At 38.7% G+C, this 24,966-nt stretch carries 22 protein-coding genes, 1 riboswitch and 1 other annotated feature; of the genes, 13 read left to right on the top strand and 9 right to left on the bottom strand.

Features of this window, described 5'->3' with window-relative positions:
• The first annotated feature begins 306 nt into the window (after positions 1-306).
• Together AC2VNP_RS00910 and metK are read left to right on the top strand one after the other, a co-directional pair.
• Positions 307-744, top strand: coding sequence for a hypothetical protein (locus AC2VNP_RS00910; RefSeq protein WP_486915238.1), 438 nt, complete (start codon positions 307-309; stop codon positions 742-744).
• 98 nt (positions 745-842) lie between these two features.
• A riboswitch (SAM riboswitch) is annotated at positions 843-953 on the top strand.
• Between the two features lie 189 nt (positions 954-1,142).
• A complete protein-coding gene (gene metK / locus AC2VNP_RS00905) occupies positions 1,143-2,345 on the top strand; it encodes a methionine adenosyltransferase (RefSeq protein ID WP_486915236.1) in 1,203 nt (400 codons plus the stop codon).
• Positions 2,346-2,424: 79 nt separating this feature from the next.
• Here metK and AC2VNP_RS00900 read toward each other — a convergent pair whose 3' ends face one another.
• The 3 genes from AC2VNP_RS00900 to AC2VNP_RS00890 form a co-directional block, all read right to left on the bottom strand.
• The gene (locus AC2VNP_RS00900; RefSeq protein WP_486915234.1) at positions 2,425-3,582 is read right to left on the bottom strand and encodes a glycosyltransferase family 4 protein; all 1,158 of its coding nucleotides are present in this window, start codon (positions 3,580-3,582) and stop codon (positions 2,425-2,427) included.
• A 40-nt stretch (positions 3,583-3,622) separates the two neighbouring features.
• Positions 3,623-4,162, bottom strand: coding sequence for a phosphatase PAP2 family protein (locus AC2VNP_RS00895; RefSeq protein WP_486915232.1), 540 nt, complete (start codon positions 4,160-4,162; stop codon positions 3,623-3,625).
• A 383-nt stretch (positions 4,163-4,545) separates the two neighbouring features.
• Entirely contained in the window at positions 4,546-5,058 is a 513-nt protein-coding gene (locus AC2VNP_RS00890; protein WP_486915230.1) for a gamma carbonic anhydrase, read from the bottom strand.
• 162 nt (positions 5,059-5,220) lie between these two features.
• On the opposite strand from AC2VNP_RS00890, the gene AC2VNP_RS00885 reads away from it, so the two are divergent.
• Positions 5,221-6,000, top strand: coding sequence for a lysophospholipase (locus AC2VNP_RS00885; protein WP_486915228.1), 780 nt, complete (start codon positions 5,221-5,223; stop codon positions 5,998-6,000).
• 236 nt (positions 6,001-6,236) lie between these two features.
• Positions 6,237-7,295, top strand: a complete 1,059-nt coding sequence (locus AC2VNP_RS00880) for a tetraprenyl-beta-curcumene synthase family protein (protein ID WP_486915226.1) — start codon at positions 6,237-6,239, stop codon at positions 7,293-7,295.
• A 233-nt stretch (positions 7,296-7,528) separates the two neighbouring features.
• On the opposite strand, the gene mnmM is transcribed toward AC2VNP_RS00880, so the two are convergent.
• Together mnmM and mnmL are read right to left on the bottom strand one after the other, a co-directional pair.
• Positions 7,529-8,101 (bottom strand): tRNA 5-(aminomethyl)-2-thiouridylate-methyltransferase MnmM, encoded by a 573-nt coding sequence (gene mnmM / locus AC2VNP_RS00875; RefSeq protein WP_486915224.1) that lies wholly within the window; start codon positions 8,099-8,101, stop codon positions 7,529-7,531.
• Positions 8,098-9,066, bottom strand: a complete 969-nt coding sequence (mnmL, locus tag AC2VNP_RS00870; protein ID WP_486915222.1) for a tRNA modification radical SAM protein MnmL/YtqA — start codon at positions 9,064-9,066, stop codon at positions 8,098-8,100. The genes mnmM and mnmL overlap by 4 nt, the downstream gene beginning before the upstream one ends.
• 703 nt (positions 9,067-9,769) lie before the next feature.
• Between mnmL and AC2VNP_RS00865 the strand changes: the two genes are divergently transcribed.
• The 3 genes from AC2VNP_RS00865 (at position 9,770) to AC2VNP_RS00855 (ending at position 15,012) form a co-directional block, all read left to right on the top strand.
• A complete protein-coding gene (locus AC2VNP_RS00865; protein ID WP_486915220.1) occupies positions 9,770-10,981 on the top strand; it encodes an MDR family MFS transporter in 1,212 nt (403 codons plus the stop codon).
• Between the two features lie 111 nt (positions 10,982-11,092).
• Positions 11,093-11,326 (top strand) — a binding site (T-box leader).
• Positions 11,327-11,455: 129 nt separating this feature from the next.
• Entirely contained in the window at positions 11,456-13,876 is a 2,421-nt protein-coding gene (gene leuS, locus AC2VNP_RS00860; protein WP_486915218.1) for a leucine--tRNA ligase, read from the top strand.
• Positions 13,877-14,310: 434 nt separating this feature from the next.
• Positions 14,311-15,012, top strand: coding sequence for an alpha/beta fold hydrolase (locus tag AC2VNP_RS00855; RefSeq protein ID WP_486915216.1), 702 nt, complete (start codon positions 14,311-14,313; stop codon positions 15,010-15,012).
• A 247-nt stretch (positions 15,013-15,259) separates the two neighbouring features.
• On the opposite strand, the gene AC2VNP_RS00850 is transcribed toward AC2VNP_RS00855, so the two are convergent.
• Together AC2VNP_RS00850 and AC2VNP_RS00845 are read right to left on the bottom strand one after the other, a co-directional pair.
• Positions 15,260-16,525 carry a BaiN/RdsA family NAD(P)/FAD-dependent oxidoreductase gene (locus AC2VNP_RS00850; RefSeq protein ID WP_486915214.1) on the bottom strand — a complete coding sequence of 422 codons (1,266 nt, stop codon included), beginning with the start codon at positions 16,523-16,525 and terminating at the stop codon, positions 15,260-15,262.
• Positions 16,526-16,796: 271 nt separating this feature from the next.
• Positions 16,797-16,880: a YjcZ family sporulation protein gene (locus tag AC2VNP_RS00845; RefSeq protein ID WP_275120328.1), complete on the bottom strand. Its 84-nt coding sequence runs from the start codon at positions 16,878-16,880 to the stop codon at positions 16,797-16,799.
• A gap of 170 nt (positions 16,881-17,050) precedes the next feature.
• Here AC2VNP_RS00845 and AC2VNP_RS00840 point away from each other — a divergent pair, with 170 nt between their 5' ends.
• Both AC2VNP_RS00840 and AC2VNP_RS00835 read left to right on the top strand, forming a co-directional pair.
• Positions 17,051-17,452 carry a secondary thiamine-phosphate synthase enzyme YjbQ gene (locus AC2VNP_RS00840; protein WP_486915212.1) on the top strand — a complete coding sequence of 134 codons (402 nt, stop codon included), beginning with the start codon at positions 17,051-17,053 and terminating at the stop codon, positions 17,450-17,452.
• 68 nt (positions 17,453-17,520) lie between these two features.
• Positions 17,521-19,161: a putative polysaccharide biosynthesis protein gene (locus AC2VNP_RS00835; RefSeq protein ID WP_486915210.1), complete on the top strand. Its 1,641-nt coding sequence runs from the start codon at positions 17,521-17,523 to the stop codon at positions 19,159-19,161.
• Between the two features lie 665 nt (positions 19,162-19,826).
• Here the strand turns inward: AC2VNP_RS00835 and AC2VNP_RS00830 are convergent.
• Positions 19,827-20,168, bottom strand: a complete 342-nt coding sequence (locus tag AC2VNP_RS00830; protein ID WP_486915208.1) for a hypothetical protein — start codon at positions 20,166-20,168, stop codon at positions 19,827-19,829.
• A 260-nt stretch (positions 20,169-20,428) separates the two neighbouring features.
• On the opposite strand from AC2VNP_RS00830, the gene ftsW reads away from it, so the two are divergent.
• The 4 genes from ftsW (at position 20,429) to AC2VNP_RS00810 (ending at position 24,620) form a co-directional block, all read left to right on the top strand.
• The gene (ftsW, locus tag AC2VNP_RS00825; protein WP_486915206.1) at positions 20,429-21,568 is read left to right on the top strand and encodes a putative lipid II flippase FtsW; all 1,140 of its coding nucleotides are present in this window, start codon (positions 20,429-20,431) and stop codon (positions 21,566-21,568) included.
• Positions 21,569-21,594: 26 nt separating this feature from the next.
• Complete coding sequence (rodA, locus tag AC2VNP_RS00820; RefSeq protein WP_486915204.1) at positions 21,595-22,773, top strand: rod shape-determining protein RodA; 1,179 nt, start codon at positions 21,595-21,597, stop codon at positions 22,771-22,773.
• 457 nt (positions 22,774-23,230) lie between these two features.
• Positions 23,231-23,917: a eukaryotic translation initiation factor 6 gene (locus AC2VNP_RS00815; protein ID WP_486915202.1), complete on the top strand. Its 687-nt coding sequence runs from the start codon at positions 23,231-23,233 to the stop codon at positions 23,915-23,917.
• Complete coding sequence (locus AC2VNP_RS00810; protein ID WP_486915200.1) at positions 23,907-24,620, top strand: pseudouridine synthase; 714 nt, start codon at positions 23,907-23,909, stop codon at positions 24,618-24,620. The genes AC2VNP_RS00815 and AC2VNP_RS00810 overlap by 11 nt, the downstream gene beginning before the upstream one ends.
• Before the next feature lie 41 nt (positions 24,621-24,661).
• On the opposite strand, the gene AC2VNP_RS00805 is transcribed toward AC2VNP_RS00810, so the two are convergent.
• Positions 24,662-24,880: a DeoR family transcriptional regulator gene (locus tag AC2VNP_RS00805; protein ID WP_175576473.1), complete on the bottom strand. Its 219-nt coding sequence runs from the start codon at positions 24,878-24,880 to the stop codon at positions 24,662-24,664.
• Between the last annotated feature and the right edge of the window lie 86 nt (positions 24,881-24,966).

The following is a 24,966-nucleotide window of genomic DNA, read 5'->3' as shown; positions in this document are numbered from 1 at the left end:
TTTGTGTGCAAATAAGTTGAAAAATCATGTGTCTAATTTAGTATGGGGTTTATTATATATGAAGGAAAACAGTTTTTGTAACTTGGAAACGCTTTTATAAAGTATCATAATGTTTAAACCTGTATATATAATTGTACCATTCATAAACGCAATCTACTGTTAAAAAAGTTACATTTTAAAGGAATAAAAAAATTAAGAAAAGTACGGCAAATGGATAAGTCATAAGTGAAAAATAGAATTAGGACTAGTAATCATGTGGCCTTTTTATCTATGCTGCATAGTATAGAGGGAAAAGGAGGGAGTGCAGTGGACAGTATTTCAATAATGGACCTTGCGACCGTTTCAGCTGTCGTTGCTGCATTAGTTACGGTTGTAGGAAATGCTTTTAATATTGATAAAAAGTATCGTGCATTGCTAGCCATCGGAGTAGCCTGTCTATTATGGTTTATTCCGAGAGAATGGGGAAATGAAGTGCTAGTTGCTTTAGTGATCGGTTTAACGGCGAGTGGTGTGTACAGTCAGGTGAAACCGAGAGATAATCAAAATGAATTATTAAGGATGCAAATGCGTGAAGAAATTAGAGAAGAACAGGATCAACAAAGGCAAAACCAGATGCAACCAAACCAAAACATGAATCATTATCAAACGACTAATCAACGTTCCAATCGTAATCCTAACCAAAATCAAAATCAAAACCAAAATGTAAACCATAACAATAATCAAGATATAGATACACCTTATTAACCTCATTTTATATTTTGTTTTTTTCGACTTTTATAGATGTCAACTAGCAATAGTTGACATCTTTTACTATGTAAGTTATGATATGTCGCGAACGGATACTCTTATCCCGAGTCGGTGGAGGGACAGGCCCGAAGAAACCCAGCAACCAACACCTAGAAAAAAGGTGAAAAGGTGCTAACCTGCAAAGCGCATGCTTTGAACGATAAGAGGTTAAAGGTGATAAGTCTAACCCTTTTCCTCATGAGGAAAAGGGTTTTCATGGCTATATATGTCTTAATTTTTTACTCACGATGGTGAGGGAATGAGTGCCGTATCAATATTTAACACATTTTATGGGGAAGCTACTTTTATAGGATTGTATTCACCCTAAAAGATGTGTAAAAGGAGGATACTGTTAGATGGTAGAAAAGAAAAGTCGTCGCTTATTCACTTCAGAATCAGTGACAGAAGGGCATCCCGATAAAATTTGTGACCAAATTTCGGATGCGATTCTAGATGCAATCTTAACAAATGATGCGAATGCACGTGTAGCTTGTGAAACTTCAGTAACTACAGGGCTAGTACTTGTAGCGGGTGAGATTACGACAAGTACATACGTTGATATTCCGAAGATCGTTCGTGAAACGGTTCAAAACATTGGCTATACGCGAGCGAAGTACGGATTTGACTCTGAAACGTGTGCCGTATTAACTTCAATTGATGAGCAATCTGCAGATATTGCTCAGGGGGTAGACCAAGCCCTTGAGGCTCGTGAAGGACAAATGTCTGATGAAGAGATTGAAGCGATCGGTGCTGGAGACCAAGGATTAATGTTTGGTTACGCTGATAACGAAACGGAAGAATTAATGCCGCTTCCAATTTCTTTAGCACACAAATTATCTCGACGCCTGACTGAAGTACGTAAAGAGGACATCCTTCCATATTTACGACCAGATGGAAAAACACAAGTAACCGTAGAATATGATGAGAACGGAAAGCCGGCAAGAATTGACACGATCGTTATTTCTACTCAACATCACCCTGAAGTAACGTTAGAACAAATTCAACGTAATATTAAAGAGTATGTCATTAAACCAGTTGTCCCTGCTGAGTTAATTGATGAACAAACAAAATACTTTATTAATCCAACGGGTCGTTTTGTAATTGGTGGACCTCAAGGAGATGCTGGATTAACAGGACGTAAGATTATTGTTGATACCTATGGTGGTTATGCTCGTCATGGTGGGGGAGCATTCTCAGGTAAGGATCCAACAAAGGTTGACCGTTCTGGTGCATATGCAGCTCGTTACGTTGCTAAAAATATCGTAGCTGCCGGTTTAGCTGATCGTTGCGAAGTACAACTTGCTTATGCCATTGGTGTTGCACAACCAGTATCCATCTCAGTTGATACGTTTGGAACAGGTAAAGTATCAGAAGAAGTACTAGTAGGACTTGTTCGTAAGCACTTTGATCTTCGTCCAGCTGGTATTATCAAAATGCTAGATCTTCGTCGTCCGATCTATAAGCAAACTGCTGCTTACGGTCACTTTGGACGTAATGATATTGATCTTCCTTGGGAGCAAACAGATAAAGCGGATGTTTTAAGAACAGAAGCACTATAATATAGGAAAGAAAGGAGCGAATTTTCGCTCCTTTTTTTTATGATAAGGTTTTGAAGAGGTCTACCACCAGCGCCTTGTCTCAGTTAGAAGAAGCCAGCTTAATGTGTGAACGTGACATTTCGTAAGCTTTCTCATATTGGATCAGAAGGTTGTCAAAGATAACTTCCCATGATTGTGTTCTGGCATACTTTCTTGCTTCATAGCCCATCTGTAAGCGCAGCGTATGGTCAGTTAATAGTTTTTCAATGGCATCAATAAAGGATTGTGTTTTTTTCGCTTCACAAATTAATCCTGTTTTTTCATGATGTACAATCTCAGTGACGCCACCTCTGTTGGCGACAATCGCCGGTGTTCCTGATGCTAAAGCTTCTAAAACGACATTGCCGAATGTTTCAGTAGTAGACGGGAACACGAACAAATCTGCTAATGCATAGATAGAAGCTAACTCATTGCCCGCTAAATAACCAGTGAATGTAATGTTTTGATTAAAGCGTTCTTTATATTCATTTAAAAGCGGACCATCCCCAACATAAATCCAATGAATTTCATTCCTCAGATGTTCTGGAAGTTGTTCCATGACTAATCGTAATGTGTCTAAGTCTTTTTCAGGAGCCATTCTTCCTACGTAAAGAAGGATATATTTTTTGCGTATGTTAAAACGGTCGTATAGACTGATATCCTTTTCTTGCGGACTGAATTGAAAACAATCTACACCTCGAGTCCAAAGTTCAATATTTGTAAATCCCCGTTTGGCTAAATGGGTCTTCGTTTCTTTCGAAGGAACAAAGGTTTTGTTGAAATGAGAATAAAACCACTTCATAAATTTCCATAACCACTCAGACATAAAGGTTAGCTTATAGTATTTTAAGTAATGGTCGAAGTGGGTGTGGTACGAACCGACCATTGGAATATTATGTTTTTTTCCATAATGAAGTCCGCTTAAACCGATATTAAACGGAGTTGTAATATGAATGAGGTCGGGTTTAAAGCTGTCCATCTGTTGCCGAATAGTAAATGGATTAGGAAGGGCCATCCGACATTCAGGATACAAGAAAAAAGGTAAGCTAAAAAATGAGTGAATATGATTAGAGTACAAGTCAGTTTGTTGGATAGTTTCAGGAACAAATAATTGGTAAGGTACATTTCTATGCTCAAAGTGATTGACTAGTCGTTGTAAAGTTCTAGCTACACCATTTACTTGTGGTGTAAATGTATCAGTAAATAAAGCTATTTTCATTTGTAGACCTCCTACATCATTCCTTCAAAGGGTTAGTGAATTAATAGAACCAGTAATTCATGAAAATAGTCGTCAAAAATGCACTAGAAAAACCAAGTAAAGCTCCAACGACTACATCAGAAGGATAATGTAGCCCTAAAAAAATTCTAGATATGCCTACTAAAATGGCAATAGGTAACAAAAGAAGGGAAAGGATAGGGTTATAAAGAATAAACGGTGTTACTACTGAGAAGATAGCTGTCGTATGTCCCGAAGGAAAGGAATGGTCCTTGAACGGGTTATTAACTACATTAGTATTTGGTAAGACGAGGTAAGGGCGCTTTCTGTGGTATCCTTTTTTTACGATTACGACAACGACATGACTAAGAGTTAACGCCAGTGCTGCTGCGAATGCCATGGATTGAAACGGAGCTGTCAGTAGTATGCAAAGGATAATGGTGCTGCCTACCGTAAAAGTCGCGCCTCCTAAATGTGTAATGTAGTTCATGAAAAGAAAAGTACCTTTGGAACGACTTTTTACGTTGAAAAAATAAAACAAGTTACAATCAGTACGGTAAAGCCATTGTTTTGATCGATCCATACGAAAACCTCTTTTCATAGGAAGTTGCCCAAAAGGCACTAAATGAAAGTTGTTAACAGAATTGTAACAATTCTTTGTATGGTTAATATGAAGGTAGTTTTAAAATTAATTAAATTAACGTAAAGGGAACTTAATGATATTCCTCAATTTTCTGCAATTACTGACGAAGGATAGCGAGTGGTAGAGTTAATACAGAGTAACAGGGGCATGTAAAAACACACACGAATAAGTGTGTCTTAATGTGGAAGCAGGAACTTCGGAGGCAAATGAAACAGTTATAATAATCAAAATAAAAACCATAATTTTGATTAAGAATTTTTCAAAATTATGGTTTTCAATTTGCTGTTGTTACGAGGTTCTAAGTGGATATAAATTAATCTATATTATTTCTGCAAACTTTTATAGTACTGTCCTTTTTCCACATACTCCCTTCGAATACGGGCCATATCTTTACGGTCTTCTTCAGTTAATTCACGTACGACTTTTGCCGGTCGACCGAACGCAAGAGTGTTGGGTGGAATGACCTTACCTTGGGGAACGAGACTTCCAGCACCGATAAAAGCGCCTTCACCGACTTCAGCCCCGTCAAGCACGATTGAGCCCATTCCAATAAGAGCATTTTTGCGAAGAATACAGCTATGTAAAATCACTTGATGACCTACCGTAACGTCATCTTCAATAATAAGCGGATTGTTTGGGCTTTGATGCAAAACTGAATTATCCTGTACATTTACTCTGTCGCCAATGATGGTAGGGGCTACATCTCCACGGATAACGGAGTTAAACCAAATGCTCGTTTCCTCTCCAATTTTCACATCACCCGTAACTGTTACAAAGTCTGCGATAAATGCGGACTCAGCAATATCTGGTGTTTTGCCGTTATATGGATAGATCAAAGAAAACAACTCCTTTTAACTAATAAAGTAATAAAAAGATTTATGATGACAAGGACACGAAAATCTGACATAAATATAATAAAAACCATCAAATCTCCTAATACACAATACGTTTAGTTTAGCAAATACTGGGGGAAAAAAATAGAGAGAAAGGGGATTAATATGTGGAAATGGGAATGTAGTGAAAAACCAAAAGGTGTGATCGTAATCGTTCATGGAGCTGGAGAGCACCATGGTAGATACGGCTGGTTAAGAAAAAAATGGCAGGAGGCTGGTTTCCATATCGTCATGGGCGACTTGCCTGGACAAGGGAAAACGAGAGGGAAACGTGGTCATATCGACTCGTTCAATCAATATATTGAGACGGTTTATGAATGGTATAAAGAAGCCGCCTTGTATGGTTTGCCTATTTACTTACTAGGCCATAGCATGGGCGGGCTCGTTTCCATTCGTACGTTAATGGAAAAGAAGATGGACTTACATGGAGTCATTTTGTCGTCACCGTTATTAAAGCTAGCAGAAGAACCACCGAAATATAAGACGATGACTTCAAAGGCTTTGCATCGATTATTACCAAGTGTAACTGCACCGTCAGGACTGAAAACACATCTAGTCACTAGAAATGTAGAGATCCGAGAAGCGTATATGATGGATGAATTACGAGTAACTAATGTATCTCTACGGTGGTATCAAGAAATTGTAAAAGCAATGACAATAGCTAAAAGAAATATCAATAAATTCCCGAATGTTCCACTTCTTTTAATACAAGCTGGTGACGATCATATTGTAGATAATGAAGCTTCTAGGTTCTGGTATGATGAGTTAAAAATCTCTGAGAAATGGTTTAAGGAATGGGATGGGTTATACCATGAGCTATTTAATGAGCCTGAACGAGATGACGTTTTTCAATATGCGAAACTATTTGCTGAGCTTCACCTTTGACGGGGTGAGGCTTCTTCACGGTAAAAATACAGTCTTTAGGCGAGTGTTTGTTGCAGACGTCGTGGCTTGAGGTGGTTTGTTCGAACAGGCTGTTAAAAGCAAGACATTTGCAGGAATAGGGCAGTGTGATATTACAGCACCTTACACTTTTTTCAAAATCAATAGATTTGGATAATAAAAATGGGTATGATAAAGTACCTTTAATAAAGGAAGAAACTGGCGAGGAGGGTTAATTTTTGAAAATACCAAGTCAGCCGTGGACGTTAATGTACAGCATTTACCGGAATGTTATCCCAAACGTTCATCGTTATTTAGAGGAATGGAAAGAAAAAGCTGAAGCCATTCCGAATCCAGAACTGAAAAAACAAGCACTGATGAGTATAGAGACAAAGACTTTTCATTGTGAAGGCGGCGGGATATACGGCTTATTGGCAGGGCCAGAAGTTGATAAAATAATAAAATTTATCGTTGCGTATCAAACCATCAGTGATTACTTAGATAACCTGTGTGATCGCAGTACTTCGTTAGATCCTGAAGACTTCCGTGCGCTTCACCAATCTATGGTACACGCTTTAACTCCTGGAACAGAGCCGGAGAATTATTATCGACTGAGAGATGAACAGGACGATGGAGGTTACTTAAGTAGCTTAGTACTTACGTGCCAGCAAGTTTTAAAGCAGTTGCCATCCTTTGCAAAGGCTCAGTCTGTTATGCTAGAGCTTTGTCAATATTACTGTGATCTTCAAGTTTACAAGCATGTTAAAAAAGAAGACCGTGTACCGCTTCTTGAAGACTGGTTTTCCTTACATAAAGATAAGGTTCCTGAAATGTCATGGTTTGAGTTTTCAGCTTGTGCAGGTTCAACTTTAGGTATCTTTTGTCTTGCGGCTTATGCCACGACTGAAGACCTTTCGGAAGAGACGGTTGAACGAGTGAGAGAAGGGTATTTTCCTTATGTACAAGGGTTACATATATTACTAGATTATTTTATTGATCAAGAGGAAGACCGGATCGGCGGAGACTTAAATTTTTGTTTTTACTATGAAAATGAAAAAGAACTTATTTCACGCTTTCGCCATTTTGTAGAACAAGCGGAGGCGAGTATCGACCAACTTCCTAATCGAAACTTCCATTACTTGATTAATAAAGGTTTAGTTGCCATTTATCTAGCAGATGAGAAAGTACAAAGGCAAAAGAAGGTAAAGGATACAGCCAAGAAGTTTATTCGACTTGGCGGCATGTCTACGCTTTTCTTCTATATAAATAGTTGGGTTTACCGGCGAGGAAGTAAGTGATATTTGACGAGATGCTGATTGTATACGTAGGGCAGGGTGATGGTGCTGATCAATTAAAAAGAGAGACAAATGGTTACCAGAATTCATTTAAGTCCGTTAAATTTCATATGAAAAACAAAAGACGCATTGGGGTTGTAATCCAATGCGTCTTTGTTGTCTAGCTACCTGCTGAGAGAAAGGGAACATTAACTCGTATGTACTTTCCACCTTTGAAAAATGGAAAATTATGAAATTTATCTTTTTTCAATCGCAATAATAAAGGGGGGATTGTTTTTTTGATTAATAAACTCGTATTTTAATACATGAGCTTGTTCTTGATTAAGTTGTTCCGCATAATGTAAAACAGCCGTCTTTTCAAGTTTTCCTTGTTCGTGGCCGTGATAGATCACTAGAACAATTATGCCGCCTGCATCTAACATACGAAAGAGCTGTTCAATAGATGTTAGTGTTGAATCAGGTTTCGTTACAATTTCTTTGTCACCGCCGGGTAAATACCCTAAATTGAAAACCGCACCTTTTATTTTTCCTTGATGATCTTCCGGGATGCATGCTGTTAAACGATCATGACTTTCATGAAGAAGTGTTACTTGTTTCTCAACCTCATGTTCTTGTATTCTCTTCTTCGTTTTTTCGATCGCCTGTTCCTGAATATCAAAAGCATAAACGCGTCCATTTTCTCCGACTCGTTTGGCTAAGTATAAGGTGTCATGACCATTTCCTGCCGTACAATCGATCGCAATGTCCCCACTGTGAACCGCTTTTTCTAATAGTATCTTGGCAAAAGGAAGAATTCCATCTATATTCATCCTAGTTCAACGTCCTTTCGGTACAACTTTCCTTGCCATGTATCACGGCGTTTAAGTTCAGCTTCAATGGCATTTAGTACATCCCATTTTTTTAAACTCCACATTGGGCCAATCATCATATCGGCTGGTCCGTCACCAGTTAAACGGTGAATAATAACATGCGGTGGGAGCATTTCAATTTGATCGACGACTAAATTGATGTATTCATTGAAATCCATGAACTGGACGAGTCCTTTTTCATATTGTTTAACCATTGGCGTTTTTTTCATTAAATGAAGCAAGTGAATTTTAATGCCTTGGATGTCTAACTTACAGACTTCTTCTACCGTTTGTTTCATCATTTCCGTCGTCTCTAAAGGCAGCCCATTAATGATGTGAGCACATACACGGATGCCGTGCTTTCTGAGTTTATTTACACCATCAATATAACATTGATAGTCATGTGCGCGGTTGATTAAGAGAGCAGTTCGTTCATGAACGGTTTGAAGACCGAGTTCAACCCATAAATAAGTTCGCTCGTTTAATTCAGCTAAATAGTCAACGACGTCATCAGGCAAGCAGTCTGGGCGAGTAGCGATTGAAAGCCCAACCACATCTTCTTGTTGTAAAATAATTTCAAACATTTCTCTAAGCTCGCTGACCGGTGCATACGTATTACTGTAGGCTTGAAAATAGCCGATATATTTACCGCTTTTCCACTTTCGGTGCATACGCTCTTTAATGGTATGAAACTGTGTGACTAAGTCGTCTTTTCGATCACCAGCGAAATCACCAGAACCACGTTCGCTGCAAAACGTACAGCCACCACTGGCCACCTTACCATCGCGGTTAGGACAATCAAATCCAGCATCGAGTGGTATTTTAAACACCTTTTCACCAAATTGTTGTCTTAAGTGGTAATTCCACGAATGATATCTTTTGTCGCCGAAACGTAGAGGAACAGGTTGATGTTGTTTAATATCCATTTATATCACCTTTAGTTGGTTATAAGTTTCTGTCACTTCATCATCCTATCACAAACGAGCAAGAAACTCGAACAGTTGAAATGGGCAAATTAAAAAGGTGATGGGGATTGGTTCTAATTGTTTTTTGGGTGATGAAGATAACATTTTAACACTGAATTTAAGTGAACGTTTTCGTTTGGCGGACTGAGAGGACGCTATTTTAACAAAAATGACCTTATTTAATCATTTATAGGACTGAGAGGTGCTTATTTCCTTCATACTAAGTAAAATCATCATCAGATACAGTAAATAAGGGCTTCTGAGACACATAACGAGTCAAATTAGCGACCTTTTAATGAAATAAGGGCCTGTGAGTCCGGTAATATTTTCATACACCTTGAAGGCCCTTCCCTACAACAACTAACCGTTGACGTATCGGAAGGGAGCAAGCGGCGTCCGCTAACTCATACGTTGAGCGCATGCAGCTAGACAAGAAAAGCGGAAGGGCCTGCATATTGGCGACAAGAGCTGGAGGGCCAGCAAAAAGTGGCTCTCTTTTTAGCCACGTGTGAAGGACCGAAGCGACCACGAGCCGATGCGCCTGCAGCTAGCCAGCAACTAAACACTACACTTATACTTTCATTTCCATTGAAAAAGCATTGCTATTTTGATTGTTATCTTTTACTATTTCCTTAGAGAGACGAAATAAGAGGAGAGTCATATAATGCCTAAAGCAATTTGGTTACTTGTTATTGGTATGGTTATCAATGTAACAGGTGCTTCTTTCATTTGGCCGTTAAACACAATTTATTTACATCAAGAGTTAGGTCAACCATTATCTGTTGCGGGATTCGTACTAATGATGAATGCAGGTGCTGGTGTCATTGGAAATCTCATTGGGGGAACGTTGTTTGACCGAATAGGTGGGTATAAAACTGTCATCTATGGAATAGCGATTACGATTATTAGTGCCTTTATTCTTGCCTATAACCATACGTTTTTATGGTATGTAGCTCTTTTGGTAGGGATTGGTTTTGGCGCTGGGATGACATTTCCTGCCCTTTATGCGATGGCTGGAACGGCGTGGCCTGAAGGAGGAAGAAAAGCCTTTAATGCAATGTATGTTGCCCAAAATGTCGGTGTTGCTTTAGGAACTGCATTAGCTGGTGTCGTTGCTTCTATAAAGATCGATTATATTTTTATTTCCAATGGAATCGTCTATTGTTTATTTTTATTGTTGGCTATTTTCGGTTTTAAACAAATAGAAGCAAACCGAACAGTGGCACCAACTACTTCAAATGTGTTTGAACAAAAGAAAAACTTTTCGTTTAGCCGCCCGTTTATAGCATTACTCATTGTATTAGCGGGATACTTTATTTGTTGGCTGGCTTATGTACAGTGGCAGTCGAATATTTCCGTTTATACCCAACAACTTGGCATCTCATTAAAGCAGTATAGTATCTTGTGGACGATTAATGGGGCAATGATCGTGCTGTTTCAACCGATTATCGCATTCTTCGTTCGGAGATGGGTGCACACACTAAAAGCACAAATCTACACAGGGTTAGTTATATTTATCATTTCCTTCTTTGTGTTATCACAAGCTCAAGTGTTTACGATGTTTATTGCGGCCATGATTATCTTAACGATTGGTGAAATGTTTATTTGGCCAGCAATACCAACAATTGCCCATAAGCTCGCCCCTGAAGGTAAAGCTGGTTTTTATCAAGGTGTTGTTAACAGTGTAGCAACAGGTGGGAGAATGATGGGTCCATTTGTTGGAGGTCTAATTGCTGAAGCTTTTGGTATGGTCATTCTTTTCTACGCGATCATGGGATTATTCTGTCTTGCGTTCATATCAACGGCTCTATACGATCGAGTTTTAAAAGAGAAAACAACTGCAGAACCTGCTGTTAAACATTCTATCCAATCATAATTGTATAAAAAGAGTATGTTTCTAGTGAAAATTGGCAAAAATGGTCTTGACAGAAAATCGACATATTCATACAATAGCAAGTATATTGACTTTTTAGTTATAAAATAAAGGCTAATAACGATGAAGAGGAATAGTAGTGACGTATCTCGTAATTAGAGAATTGACGGTTGGTGAAAGTCAATCGATGATACCCATGAACTCGCCTCAAAGTTGCAGTAGTGAACGATTAGTAGCTGTTGCCGTCCGCCGCGTTAAGGTTACTAAAGTGAGTGTAAACTTAGGTTTATGCTAATTTGGGTGGTACCGCGGGAAATTTTACTTTGTGATCAACCTCTCGTCCCTAACGATAACGCTAGGGGTGGGAGGTTTTTTATTGGTCATAAGCAAAATTTTCATACATTATGGTTTATGAACGCTCAATGTAAAACTAATACATATTAATCTAAACATAACATTCAATTGGAGGAAAAAATAATGTCTTTTCAACATCAAACAATCGAAAAAAAATGGCAACAGTATTGGGAAGAAAATAAGACGTTTAAAACGTTAGATGAGCTAGAGAAAAAGAAATTTTACGCACTGGATATGTTCCCTTATCCATCTGGAGCAGGTCTTCATGTTGGACACCCGGAAGGTTATACAGCTACTGATATTTTATCGAGAATGAAGCGTATGCAAGGATATAATGTGTTACATCCAATGGGGTGGGACGCTTTTGGACTTCCTGCTGAACAGTATGCGCTTGATACAGGAAAACACCCGCGTGATTTTACGCAACTAAATATTAATAACTTCCGAAGACAAATTAAATCTTTAGGTTTTTCCTATGATTGGGATCGTGAAGTCGATACAACTGATCCGAACTATTATAAGTGGACGCAATGGATTTTCTTGCAGCTTTATAAAAAAGGTTTAGCCTATGTCGATGAAGTAGCTGTAAACTGGTGTCCTGCTTTAGGAACAGTGCTTGCGAATGAAGAAGTCATTGATGGAAAAAGTGAGCGTGGTGGACACCCTGTAGAACGCCGTCCAATGAAGCAATGGATACTAAAGATCACAGAATATGCGGATCGTCTGTTAGAAGATTTAGAGGAATTGGATTGGCCTGAAAGCATTAAAGACATGCAACGTAACTGGATTGGAAAATCAGAAGGGGCAGAAGTGACGTTCACGATCGACGGTCACGATCATTCGATTACGGTATTTACAACGCGTCCTGATACGTTATTTGGTGCAACGTATATGGTATTAGCACCAGAGCACAAGTTAATTAATCAAATTACGACCCCAGAACAAAAAGAAGCAATTGAAGTGTACAAAAAGAAAGTTGCTACAAAAAGCGATCTAGAGCGTACAGAACTTGCTAAAGAAAAAACAGGTGTTTTTACGGGTGCTTATGCGATTAACCCTGTAAATGGCGAAAAGCTGCCGGTTTGGATTGCTGATTATGTACTTGTCAGTTACGGAACTGGTGCCATCATGGCAGTTCCAGGACATGACGAAAGAGATTATGAGTTTGCGAAAGAATTCAACTTGCAAATTAAAGAAGTTGTAGCTGGCGGTAATATCGAAGAAGAAGCCTACACAGGTGACGGTCCTCATGTCAATTCAGGCTTCCTCGATGGTTTAGATAAAGAAGAAGCGATTAGTAAAATGCTTGAATGGCTTGAAGCAGAAGGAAAAGGGACGAAGAAAATTACGTACCGTCTTCGTGACTGGTTATTTAGCCGTCAACGTTATTGGGGTGAGCCGATTCCAATTATTCATTGGGAAGATGGTACAATGACTCCTGTAGCTGAAGAAGAGTTACCGTTAGTTCTTCCAGAAATGGATGAAATCAAGCCATCTGGAACGGGTGAATCTCCATTAGCTAATGCAACAGAATGGCTAGAAGTTGTTTGTCCAGAGACAGGGAAAAAAGGACGACGTGAAACAAATACAATGCCTCAATGGGCAGGAAGCTGCTGGTATTACTTACGATATATTGATCCAAAAAATAATGACCAGCTTGCAGACCCAGAAAAATTAAATCACTGGCTTCCAGTTGATATTTATATCGGTGGAGCAGAGCATGCGGTACTTCACTTACTATACGCTCGCTTCTGGCATAAAGTTCTTTATGACCTTGGCGTTGTTCCAACGAAAGAGCCGTTCCAAAAGCTATTTAACCAAGGAATGATTCTAGGTGAAAACAACGAAAAGATGAGTAAATCAAAAGGAAATGTCGTAAACCCAGATGATATTATTGAAAGCCACGGGGCTGACACACTTCGTCTGTATGAAATGTTTATGGGACCGCTTGATGCTTCCATCGCTTGGTCAGAAAATGGCCTGGATGGTGCACGTCGTTTCTTAGACCGCATTTGGAGATTGTTTATCGATGAAGCGACTGGCGAACTTAACTCAAAAATCACTGAAAAAGAAGGAACAGAAGTTTTAACACGCACGTATCATCAAACGGTTAAAAAAGTAAGCGAAGATTTTGAAGGCTTACGTTTTAACGTTGGTATTTCACAATTAATGGTCTTCATTAACGAGGCATATAAGCAAGAAACATTACCGAAATCATTAATGGAAGGCTTTGTGAAGCTCATTTCTCCAGTTGCGCCTCATTTGGCTGAAGAATTATGGCAAAAGCTTGGGCATCAAGGGACGCTTGCTTATGAAGCTTGGCCAACATATGATGAAAAGTATTTAGTCGAAGATGAAATTGAAATTGTTGTTCAAGTAAACGGGAAAGTAAAAGCTAAATTAGTCCTTCCGAAAGATGCAAATAAAGAACAAATGGAAGAACTAGCACGTGCTGATGAAAGGGTAGCAGAAGCAATTGAAGGGAAAACGGTTCGTAAAGTAATTGCCGTTCCTGGGAAGCTTGTAAATATCGTCGCTAACTAATGAAAATGGAGAAGGTTATTCTTTATTTTGGAATAATTCTTCTCCGTTTTTTCCTTTTTCCACTTATCTATCTAGCCAATACAACTATCAATGGGAGAGGTTGGGGATAACTTCTTTAAGTGTGAATAAGTCTGTGAGTAACCTATAGTATTATACACAACCTCAATAAAATCCTTGTTTTTTCGGTACATATAACCTAAGAAAGTTGTTCACAAATAGGGGGATGGATATCCACAGGTTGTGAATAACCTGAGGGGAACTCGATTAAATCATTAAATTCATAAGTTATTTATTATGAGTGTATAATGATTAGATAAAAATTATTACTTTAACCATAAATTGGTACAAGAAGTTCTTCATATGAAGAAGGAGTTTAGCTATAATTGTTTGAATATATAGAATAATAATTTAGTATAGTTGGGAAAGGGGAATATATGAAACTATTATTTATTCATGGGGCTGGCGGTTCAAAGAGTAAGTGGCGAAAGATGGACGAATATTTACAGAATGTTTCATTTGAAAGTATTGACCTTCCTGGACACGGAGCGAATAGTGAAACAATCGCAACATCCGTCGAAGAATATGCGGAACGTCTGTCACAAAATATAACAGAAGATGTTGTGATAGTTGGGCATTCTATGGGAGGTTTAATAGGAATTGAACTAGCAGCTAGGAATCCGTTTGTAAAAGGTCTTGTTCTGGCCGCGTCATACTATGAACTACCCGTACACTCTAAGATTATTAGTCATTTAAAAACAGGTGTGTTCCCTGAATTTTTATTCCTTGCTTCATATAGTAGAACGGCAAGTGACGAACTAATAAAAGAGGAACGTGAAGAGCTAAATGGCAGTACGGTTTCTATTGCACTAAATGATTTTAAAGCCTGTGATTCATACAAATGTGGGGGAAATACGCTTGCTCAGTTAACTATTCCAATACTAACGATATTTGGAGAAGAGGATCGTCTATTACCGCCACAGGCTGAAACGAAAATCAGGACCGCAAATGAGCATGTTGAGATCAAAGTAATATCAGGTGCGGGCCATTATGTACAGCTAGAGAAGCCTGAGTCTTTTGCGCAGCATTTACAAATGTTTTTTGAGCGGATACAAAATGTTAAGGATATAAAAATATAAGAAAATAAAGAGGCTGATCTTTTCAGCCTCTTTTCTAATTAATATAAGTAAAGAATTACAAAATAATCAAAAAATTTTTTTAGTAATGTCGAAAATTATCATCTTTTTGTGAGTAACGTTGTGGATAAATAAAATATCTGTCCACAACGCTAAGAATATGTAGAAAAAAGGTTGATTTTCTGTTAAAAAATAATCCACAGATTGTGATTGTTTTTATCCACAGGTTGTGTATAACCTTGTGGTTAACTCACATTTTACTTGAACCAGCGGAAAAACCAGCGGTATAACCTGTGGAAAAAGCTGCGGTTATGTTATATCCACCTGTATACCCGTGGATATCTAAAACTTCTCCACAAAAATATAAGCCATTCTTACATTTTGACTCCATTGTTTTAGGATGAATTTCTTTTACTGAAACGCCGCCTCCTGTAACAAACGCCTTTTCAATTGGTAAAGTTCCGTTCACTTCAAAGCGAAACTCTTTAATGAGTAGAGAGAGAGAACGCAAAGGTTCATTTCCGATGTTGGCGCAACTAGTTGCTAAATCGATGTCTATTTTCTGTAATAAGAACGTGAGCATTCGATCAGGTAAGTAGCCTTTCAGGACATTTTTTACTGCTTTTTTCGGCTCGTTGTTGATGAGTTTACGCAATTCTTGAAAGATCTCTTCTCCAGATTTACCAGGATTAAGATCAATGCTCATGACAACCGTAGCGGGCTGCTTTTTTTGTTTCTTTAATTCTTTTACAACGTATTGACTACATCTTAAAGCAATCGGTCCCGAAATGCCAAAGTGAGTGAAGATCATGTCTCCTTCATGAGTTTTGATTACTTTTCCTTTTGCATTTAAAACTGAAAGTTCAACGTCTCTTAACGATAAGCCTTGAAGTTCCTTATTTTTAATAAATGGTTCATTAGATGTAATCGGTACTTCGGTAGGATATAAATCAGTAATCGTGTGCCCGGCTTTTCTTGCCCATGGATAACCATCGCCAGTAGAACCCGTATGAGGTACACTTTTTCCGCCTGTTGCAATGATAACGGCATGAGCGTCAATCGCTTCGCCATTTTCAAGAGTAACCCCAAGCACTTTTTCGTCATCATAACGTACTTCTTTGACCGGAGAATGCGTTTTTATTTTTACTCCAAGGTCTTTTACTCTATCAATGAGTGTTCGGACAACAGTTGAAGCTTTATCACTGATAGGAAACATTCTACCGCGGTCTTCTTCTTTTAGTCGAATTCCTAAATTCTCAAAAAATCGAATGATGTCTTCATTATTAAAGACGGAAAAAGGACTGTGCATGAAGCGGCCATTTCCAGGAATGTGAGCAATTAAGTCATCAAGTGCCATTCGATTGGTCACATTACAGCGACCGCCACCGGAAATACCTAGCTTTCGACCAAGTTGATCTCCTTTATCAATTAGAAGAACGGCAGCGCCTTGACTAGCAGCAGCAATGGATGCCATTAAACCAGATGGTCCACCGCCAATTACAATAACATCATACATACTTTCATAGCACCTTTCATTAGGTATTTATAGAGGTTAGTTTATCATGGTTATATGTTTGTTGGTAATTGTTTCACTATTAAAAGAAATTATACTACGAGAGGCGCATCACAGCTAATCCATACGAAAAAACTTCTTAGAAATACATAGCCATAAAGAATTTCGCTAGCAGCTCTATAGAAAAAAATTGAAAAACAGGCACCGAATTGGCGCCTGTAACTTAAGCAAGGTAGGTTGATCTTTGTACATAGATGGTACTCCTATCTCTTGATTAGTAAGTGTAGAAAGTACCAACAATAACTAACAAGATAAATAGGACTACGATTAACGCAAAGTCAAATTTGTATGCGCCCATCCTAAACACCTCCTCTAACCTTACTTAGTACAACTTATGCAAAAAGTCACAAGTTGCAATAGGTCATACGTGGAAAGTACCAAATGAGATCGTAATATGGTTTAATAACATTGATCTAAAAATAAGAGATTAGTACAATGTAGAAATGGTAGTAAGAAAGGGGCCCTCTCATGTTAACAAAACTAACAATACATACAAATTCTCGCGATGAGATGATTGATATTACGAGTGAGGTACAGCAATTTGTAAAAGATGTTGGCGTAAAGGACGGTATAGTATTGATTTATTGTCCGCATACAACGGCGGGGATTACAATTAATGAAAATGCAGATCCAGATGTAGTGCATGACATGCTCATGCGGTTAGATGAGGTCTATCCTTGGGAACATCCAAAGTACCGTCATATGGAGGGGAATTCTGCTTCTCATTTGAAAGCGAGTACGGTAGGTTCTTCGCAGTCTGTCATTATTTTTAGTGGAGATCTCATATTAGGACAGTGGCAAGGAATTTATTTTTGCGAATTTGACGGACCGAGAAAAAGAGACTATTTTCTAAAAATTTTAAAAGGGTAACTTGATACTTTGTAAAAATACGGTAGACTGTATATGTTCAGTTCGTTTTAATGACTCAGGAGGACTATATGTCAGACTCTAAACTTCTCCGTGGCACGATGATTTTGACAGCCGCGACATTCATTTCTAAAATACTTGGCTTAATTTACATTTTCCCGTTTAGCGCAATTGTTGGCCAACAAGGTTTAGCATTGTATGCTTACGGATATTTGCCATATACGGTCATACTTAGTTTAGCCACAATGGGAGTCCCGTTGGCAGTTTCTAAATTTGTAGCAAAATATAATGCTCTGGGAGACTATTATACAGGACGAAGATTGTTTCGCTCAGGAATGGTCGTCATGTCAATCACAGGATTTATTGCTTTTTTAATGTTATTCTTTATGGCGCCTGTTTTAGCTACGTTGATTATAAAAGACCCGAGTGAACTTCAAGGAAATTCGATGGATGATATTATCTTTTCTATCCGAATGGTGAGTACGGCCTTAATCATTGTACCGATTATGTCTGTCATTCGCGGGTATTTCCAAGGCTTTCAGTCCATGGGACCAACAGCCATATCCCAAGTGGTCGAACAAATTGTACGGATTATTTTTATTTTAAGTTTAACGTTCTTAATTGTTGGAGTTTATCAAGGAGGGATCGGATTAGCAGTTGGATTTGCTACTTTCGGTGCGTTTGTTGGGGCGTTAGGTGGTCTTGCTGTACTATTAGTTTATTGGTTTAAAAGAAAAGAGCTCTTAAATCGTCAAATGAGCGAGAGTACAGTTGATCATCAAATCCCGCTTAAAAGCATGTATCGGGAGCTCATTTCCTATGCATTACCTCTATCCTTTGTTGGACTTGCCATTCCGCTCTATCAACTCATTGATTTATTTACATTTAATAATGCGTTGATAGCTTCAGGGGTTCGTCAAGAAGAGGCGGAGGTTGCTTTCGGTGTATTTTCACAATCTGCTCATAAGCTCATATTAATACCCGTTGCATTAGCAACTGCTTTTTCAATTACTCTTGTCCCAACGATTACAAAGTCGTTTATTAATGGTGATGAGGACTTATTACGAAGTCAAATCACACAAACCTATCAGATTATTTTATTCTTAACGATCCCTGCAGCGGTCGGATTATCAATCTTATCATTTCCGGCGTTTGGTGTCCTGTTTGGACTGGGCGATGTTGAAATAGGCGGAAGTATTCTAAGATACTACGCACCGATTGCTATTTTCTTCTCCTTATTTGCGGTTTCTGCTGCGATCTTGCAAGGAATGAATAAGCAAAAGTATGCTGTGATCGGATTACTAGTGGCACTCATCGTAAAGCTCTTAACAAATTATTGGGCGATTTATTCACTAGGTGCACTTGGTGGTGTGTTAACGACTTATCTAGGTTACACGATTTCGATTGCGATCAACGTTTGGGCCATTGGAAAGTTTGCTAACTATGATTATCGTTTTATTGTTAAGCGATTTATACTGATATCCATCTTTGTTGCCTTTATGGCATTTGTTGTAGTGATCATCAAACATGTCCTTGAACTCGTTTTCCCGATGACAAGTTGGGCGAATACGTTGATTGTGTTAATACCATCGATTGCGTCAGGTGGACTTGTTTATTTCTTCTTAACGGTGAGGTCTCACTTAGCAGGCCAAATTCTTGGTCAGCGCTTTTCCTTCCTACGCTGGAAGAAAAAAAGAACGGAAGCACAATAGGAGAGCGACAACGTCGTTGAATTTAGCCGTGCCAGCAGGAGGAAGCGGTAACTAAACTAAGTGAATAGAGCCCGAAAGCAGTGCCAGCAGGACGAAGCGGTCACCAAAGTGAGTGAATAGAGCCGGAGAGCCGTGTCAGCAGGAGAAAGCGGTCACTAAAGTGAGTGAATAGAGCCTGAGGGCCGTGTCAGCAGGAGAAAGCGGTCACTAAAGTGAGTGAATAGAGCCTGAAAGCCGTGTGAGCAGGGAAGAGCGGTCACTAAAGTGAGTGAATAGAGCCCGAGGGCCGTGTGAGCAGGGAAGAGCGGGCACTAAAGTGAGTGAATAGAGCCCGAGGGCCGTGTGAGCAGGGAAGAGCGGGCACTAAAGTGAGTGAATAGAGCCTGAAAGCCGTGTGAGCAGGGAAGAGCGGGCACTAAAGTGAGTGAATAGAGCCTGAGGGCCGTGTCAGCAGGAGGAAGCGGTCACTAAAACATGTGAATAGAGCCTGAAATAGAGCCTGAAAGCCGTTTCTAATTAGAGACCTGTTTTTAAGCTTTTAATCTTCCTATGAAAGAGCTCTCTAGGACAAACGTATATACACCAGGATTAAATTTTAAATGCTAGGGCAAACGCGAGCCCTAGCATTATCTCGTTTGTTAAGCAATTAAAAAACTACTTTTTTCTTAAAATCCGTCAGCGAATCCTCCAAAGCCTAGTTGGCGTTCTACTCTGCGAAGACGACGGTTTAAACGGTTAATTCTCTCGGTATTTTGTTCAACAGTACGCTCTAGTCTTGCTAAGCGGCGTTCAATATCTCGAGGCGGTGTATGGCCTGGGAAGCCAGTGCCGGGAAACCCTGTACCAGGAAAACCAGTGCCAGGAAATCCGGGTCCAGGTAAGCCAGGCGCTCCAGGCGATGGGAAAAATTGAGGCTGTTGTCTCTCATCTTGCCCGGAAAACTGCTGAAGTTGGCTTTCATCCATCACATAAGGTTGTTGTTGGTGTTGTTGATAATAATAATTCAATGATCTCTCTCCTTAATTGGGTATTCGTACATTACAGTTTCAGCTTATGTGAAAAAGAGCAGATGGGTATAAGGCAAACGCCTATTTTTATAGAAATCTTGTTATAATCGTTGTTTTAACTTATTTTTCTACAATAAGTGCCAGCAAAAGTCTCTTTCTCTTATTTTCACGGTTTGATATAATTGTACAAGCATGAAAAGTAATTGAATTCCAATTACTATGTCAGTGAGCCTTTTAAGGACATAAACTTTGGAGGGGCCATGAAATATTCAATTTCAAAAGACAATGACTGGCTGCTCATTGTCGTTACTGCATTGTTATCAATATTTGGGTTAATTATGGTTTTTAGCTCAAGCTATGTTTGGGCTTTATATGAATTTGGGGATTATTACTTCTTTATTAAGCGCCAGGCGATGTGGTTTTTTATAGGGATCGTTGTTTTTTTTCTTGTCATGCATGTGCCTTTTCAACTCTATCGGAAGCTATCAGCAGTGATTATATTTGGATCGATAATAATCCTTACTGCAGTCTTGCTTTTTGGGCATGAAGTTCTCGGGGCTCAACGCTGGTTGAGAATAGGATCGTTCCAAATTCAACCATCAGAGTTTGTGAAGTTGGGAATGATCATGTATTTAGCATCAGTATATAGTAAAAAACAAGCCTATATTGATCAGTTTATTAAAGGAGTTATGCCACCTTTAATTGTTGTAACGATCGTATTGGCTTTAATTGTTAGACAACCTGACCTAGGAACGGCAACGTCAATCCTCATGGTCACGATATTAATCGTATTTTTATCAGGAGCAAAGATCAAGCATCTTATCTTATTAGGGATGTCAGGCTTTGCAGTGTTTGTTATTGCCGTTTTGGCAGCTCCTTATCGGATGAAGCGAATTACGTCTTATCTGGATCCATTTGCTTATGCCTCAGGTGATGGTTATCAGATTTTGCAGTCGTATATCGCGATTGCACACGGCGGTTTAACTGGTGCCGGTCTTGGTCAGAGTGTTCAAAAGTTAATGTACCTTCCTGAACCACAGACTGATTTTATATTAGCGATTATTTCCGAAGAGCTTGGGTTACTAGGTATCGCCTTTGTTTTTGCTTGTTACACGATTATCTTCTTTAAAGGGATAATGGTTGGAATTCGTTGCAGAAACCCGTTTGGTAGTCTATTAGCGTTTGGAATTGTCTTTCAAATTGGTATTCAAATTGTTTTTAATGTCGGAGCGGTTTCAGGGTTATTGCCGATCACCGGTATCCCATTACCGTTTATTAGTAATGGAGGTTCTTCATTACTTGTATCGATGATATCGATAGCTGTTCTAGCTAATATTGCAAGACAAAATCGACAACAACGACGGCTAGCTGAAGAAAGTGATGAACGAATAGGGGCATAGCTCGTTTTATATAGATGGAGGAAATTATGGAAGAACGTAAATCGAGTTTACAGCAGATTGATTTAACGTTGCTATTTTTGTTTTTTTTGTTAATGTGTATAAGTTTATTGGCAATCTATAGTGGATCGGGTGGACAGTATACCGCTGATCCCATGCAATTCGTTAAAAGGCAAGCGGTTTGGATAGTTCCAGGGCTCTTTTTAATGGTTGCGGCAATGGTTCTTGATTATGATATGTTTAAGAATTTTTCAATTCCTTTATATATTCTCGGAATATTACTACTGTTGTGGGTTGAGTTTTTTGGAGTGGTCTTTAATGGCTCCCAACGTTGGATTCAAATTGCCGGTCAACGATTTCAACCGTCTGAGTTTGTAAAAGTCTTCGTTGTTATCGCACTAGCTCATTTATTGTATAAAATTACAAAAGATGGTCGTGAAAAAAGTTTTAAATCAGATTGTATCGTTGTTGCGAAAGTGGTTGCAGTAGGCTTACCGCCATTTTTCCTCATTCTGAAACAGCCTGATTTAGGGACGGCTTTAGTTATCGGAAGTATTATGGCGACTATGATTTTAATGTCTGGTGTCGGATGGAGAATGTTATCCTTACTAGTTGTTAGTGTCATTAGCGGCATCGGTTTCTTAGTTTGGTTACACAACAATTATTTCGCGATATTCAATAAAGTTATAAAGAACCACCAGATGGAACGGATTTATGGTTGGTTGTATCCGAATGAAAATGCAGGTAGTTACGGGTATCAGCTGGTTGAGGCTTTAAAAGGAATTGGTGCAGGGGGACTATATGGAAGTGGGTTTATGCAAGGAGTCCAATCACAAAGTGAACCTGCCCGTGTTCCAGAGCTTCATACTGACTTTATTTTTACAGTAATTGGAGAAGAGTTTGGGTTTCTCGGCGCGACCATTTTAATCGTTATTTATTTCTTAATGTTTTATCGAATGATTGTTATTGCTTTTAGTTGTAATAACTTGTTTGGAACGTATTTAGTTTCAGGTATTGTCGGATTACTAGTGTTTCAAATATTCCAAAATATCGCTATGACGATAGGACTAATGCCTATCACAGGTCTTGCATTACCTTTTATCAGTTATGGCGGTAGTGCCCTGATGACCAATATGCTGGCTCTCGGAATTGTTTTAAATGTAAATATGAGAACAAGGCATTATATGTTCCAAACTGAAGAATTGTAAACAGGGATGCCCACACTATTGTATGGATGAGGTATAGTGTAATGTATTGTACATTAGCACTAAAGCTCTTCATTAAGTGTGGGTGTTTTTATTTTATCTAGTTTAATGGTCAGTGTTCGGGTAAATATTGAGACCTAAAAGGTGATTTAGAACAAAGGATATACTAAAAATGGAAACGGGAGGACTTAATAGAGGGTTTAGAACAAGCAATCTCCTTAAAATGTAAATACGAGGACCTAAAAAGAGATTTAGAACAATAATTTTCCTTTAAATGGGAATATAAGAATTTAATAAGAAGTTTAGAACAACTAATTTCCTAAAAGTGGTAAAATAAAGATCTGAAAAGAGATATAGAATAATAAATTACCTTAAATTGTAAGTGAGAAAATCTAAAAGAAAGTTTTCTGAAATTTAGATGAGATGACGATATTCTAACATCTAATAGGGGGAGGCACACATGATCTTATTTATTGGATTTGGTCGGTTAACGAAGTCACTTTTACCCTTCATAAAAAGTGAAGAAACCATTTATGTGTTCCATAAAAATCGTCGAGACGAGGATTATTACAATCAATTGAAGGTTAAGTATGCAGGTCCAGATATGTTTTCAAAGGCTAGTCATGTTTTTGTAGCTTTACCAGCTTCAGCATACAACGATTTTTTTACTCAATATGGTCAATACTTACATAAAGAAGCCATCATTTTTCATATGGCCACTGCAATTATGGAGGAGGAAGTTATCTCATACGTGCTAGGCAGTAAAGTGGTACCGTGTAAATGTATCGGTCAAGCGGATCAGATGGTGACAGATAAACGAGGATTACTCATAGTACCAGAATCGTTTGATCAGGAAGTAAAGTGGCTAAAATCTTTTTTTAAAAAAGATATGACAGTGCAAACTGGAGAAGAAGACAGGGTGCTTCTCATAAATCAACTTGCAACAAAAGCCGCACTAGAATCAGCGGTGTCATTAAAAAAAGAACTACATAAAGAAGGTTTTGATGAGAAGTGGATTGACCATTCACTTGAAGTGACGGTTAGAGGCGTAATAAAAAGTTATTGTCATCAACAGCTAGGAGGGTTTGGTCGGAACCTCCTGAAAGAGATAGAAAAACTAAGTGAGGGGACAGAAGATGAGAATTGATAAATTGCTCGCGAATGTTGGTTTTGGTACAAGAAAAGAAGTAAAAAAGCTATTGAAAACTGGAGTTGTCCATGTCGATGGTGAACCAATAAAGGACGGTAAGTGTCACGTAAAACCTGATGAGCAGTCGGTTACTGTTCATGGGGAACCGGTAGAGTATAAACCGTATATTTACTTGATGCTCAATAAACCAAAAGGAGTTATTTCTGCTACTGAGGACAACCAACATGAAACCGTCATTGATTTACTCGCTTTTGAACATGCTGTGTACGAACCTTTTCCTGTTGGAAGGCTCGATAAAGATACGGAAGGTTTTCTTATTTTAACGAACGATGGAAAACTGTCTCATGAATTGATGTCTCCTAAAAAACACGTCGATAAAACTTATGCAGCGACGGTAAGAGGAGAAGTGACTGAAGAAGATGTGCAGAAATTTAAAGAAGGGGTCGAACTAGATGACGGCTATGTTACGAAGCCAGGACATTTAGTGATCCGTGAATCAGGTCCGATGTCAGAAATTGAATTAACCATTACTGAAGGTAAGTTTCATCAAGTAAAACGAATGTTTCAAGCAGTAGGAAAAAAGGTAATCGAGTTAAAGCGCATCTCAATCGGTCCACTAGAACTAGATTCAAGTTTGCGTCTTGGGGAATACCGAGAAATGACAGAAGAGGAAATTGAAATATTAAGGAATTCAAAATGAAGAAAACAGCCACTTCTGTGGCTGTTTTCTTATTAAAGGATCTAAGATACTTTCGTTTTCTTCTTGTTTACTGTCCATTTTCCACGGCTAGGACTAAGTACTAAATCATTATACTCTAAGACATTCAAGTCTCGCTGGATCGTTCTTTGAGTTATGCCAAACTCTTCAACCAATTCATTCGTTGTGACAGTCCCCCTTTGTTTAATGTAGAGGTAAATCGACTTAATACGAGTCAGCATTCGATCAGTTGAAGCTTTCAAAAAACCACTCCTTGTTATAAATGATCGTCCTTACAACCATTGTATTAAAAAGGGGTAATGATCATTCGTGCCAATTACAGTTATGG

It is taken from the genome of Alkalihalobacterium sp. TH-98 (assembly GCF_057473385.1).
Note: the sequence above shows the minus strand (reverse complement) of the source record. Positions and strands in the feature narration are given on the sequence as shown.

Bases quoted from the DNA above. Each gene is read 5' to 3' on its own strand.
- AC2VNP_RS00815 (WP_486915202.1), top strand. From the start codon at position 23,231: ATGATCTTATTTATTGGATTTGGTCGGTTAACGAAGTCACTTTTACCC.
- leuS (WP_486915218.1), top strand. From the start codon at position 11,456: ATGTCTTTTCAACATCAAACAATCGAAAAAAAATGGCAACAGTATTGG.
- AC2VNP_RS00840 (WP_486915212.1), top strand. From the start codon at position 17,051: ATGTTAACAAAACTAACAATACATACAAATTCTCGCGATGAGATGATT.
- AC2VNP_RS00865 (WP_486915220.1), top strand. From the start codon at position 9,770: ATGCCTAAAGCAATTTGGTTACTTGTTATTGGTATGGTTATCAATGTA.
- AC2VNP_RS00895 (WP_486915232.1), bottom strand. From the start codon at position 4,162: ATGGATCGATCAAAACAATGGCTTTACCGTACTGATTGTAACTTGTTT.
- ftsW (WP_486915206.1), top strand. From the start codon at position 20,429: ATGAAATATTCAATTTCAAAAGACAATGACTGGCTGCTCATTGTCGTT.
- AC2VNP_RS00855 (WP_486915216.1), top strand. From the start codon at position 14,311: ATGAAACTATTATTTATTCATGGGGCTGGCGGTTCAAAGAGTAAGTGG.
- AC2VNP_RS00835 (WP_486915210.1), top strand. From the start codon at position 17,521: ATGTCAGACTCTAAACTTCTCCGTGGCACGATGATTTTGACAGCCGCG.
- AC2VNP_RS00850 (WP_486915214.1), bottom strand. From the start codon at position 16,525: ATGTATGATGTTATTGTAATTGGCGGTGGACCATCTGGTTTAATGGCA.
- AC2VNP_RS00810 (WP_486915200.1), top strand. From the start codon at position 23,907: ATGAGAATTGATAAATTGCTCGCGAATGTTGGTTTTGGTACAAGAAAA.
- AC2VNP_RS00900 (WP_486915234.1), bottom strand. From the start codon at position 3,582: ATGAAAATAGCTTTATTTACTGATACATTTACACCACAAGTAAATGGT.
- rodA (WP_486915204.1), top strand. From the start codon at position 21,595: ATGGAAGAACGTAAATCGAGTTTACAGCAGATTGATTTAACGTTGCTA.
- mnmL (WP_486915222.1), bottom strand. From the start codon at position 9,066: ATGGATATTAAACAACATCAACCTGTTCCTCTACGTTTCGGCGACAAA.
- metK (WP_486915236.1), top strand. From the start codon at position 1,143: ATGGTAGAAAAGAAAAGTCGTCGCTTATTCACTTCAGAATCAGTGACA.
- mnmM (WP_486915224.1), bottom strand. From the start codon at position 8,101: ATGAATATAGATGGAATTCTTCCTTTTGCCAAGATACTATTAGAAAAA.
- AC2VNP_RS00885 (WP_486915228.1), top strand. From the start codon at position 5,221: ATGTGGAAATGGGAATGTAGTGAAAAACCAAAAGGTGTGATCGTAATC.
- AC2VNP_RS00845 (WP_275120328.1), bottom strand. From the start codon at position 16,880: ATGGGCGCATACAAATTTGACTTTGCGTTAATCGTAGTCCTATTTATC.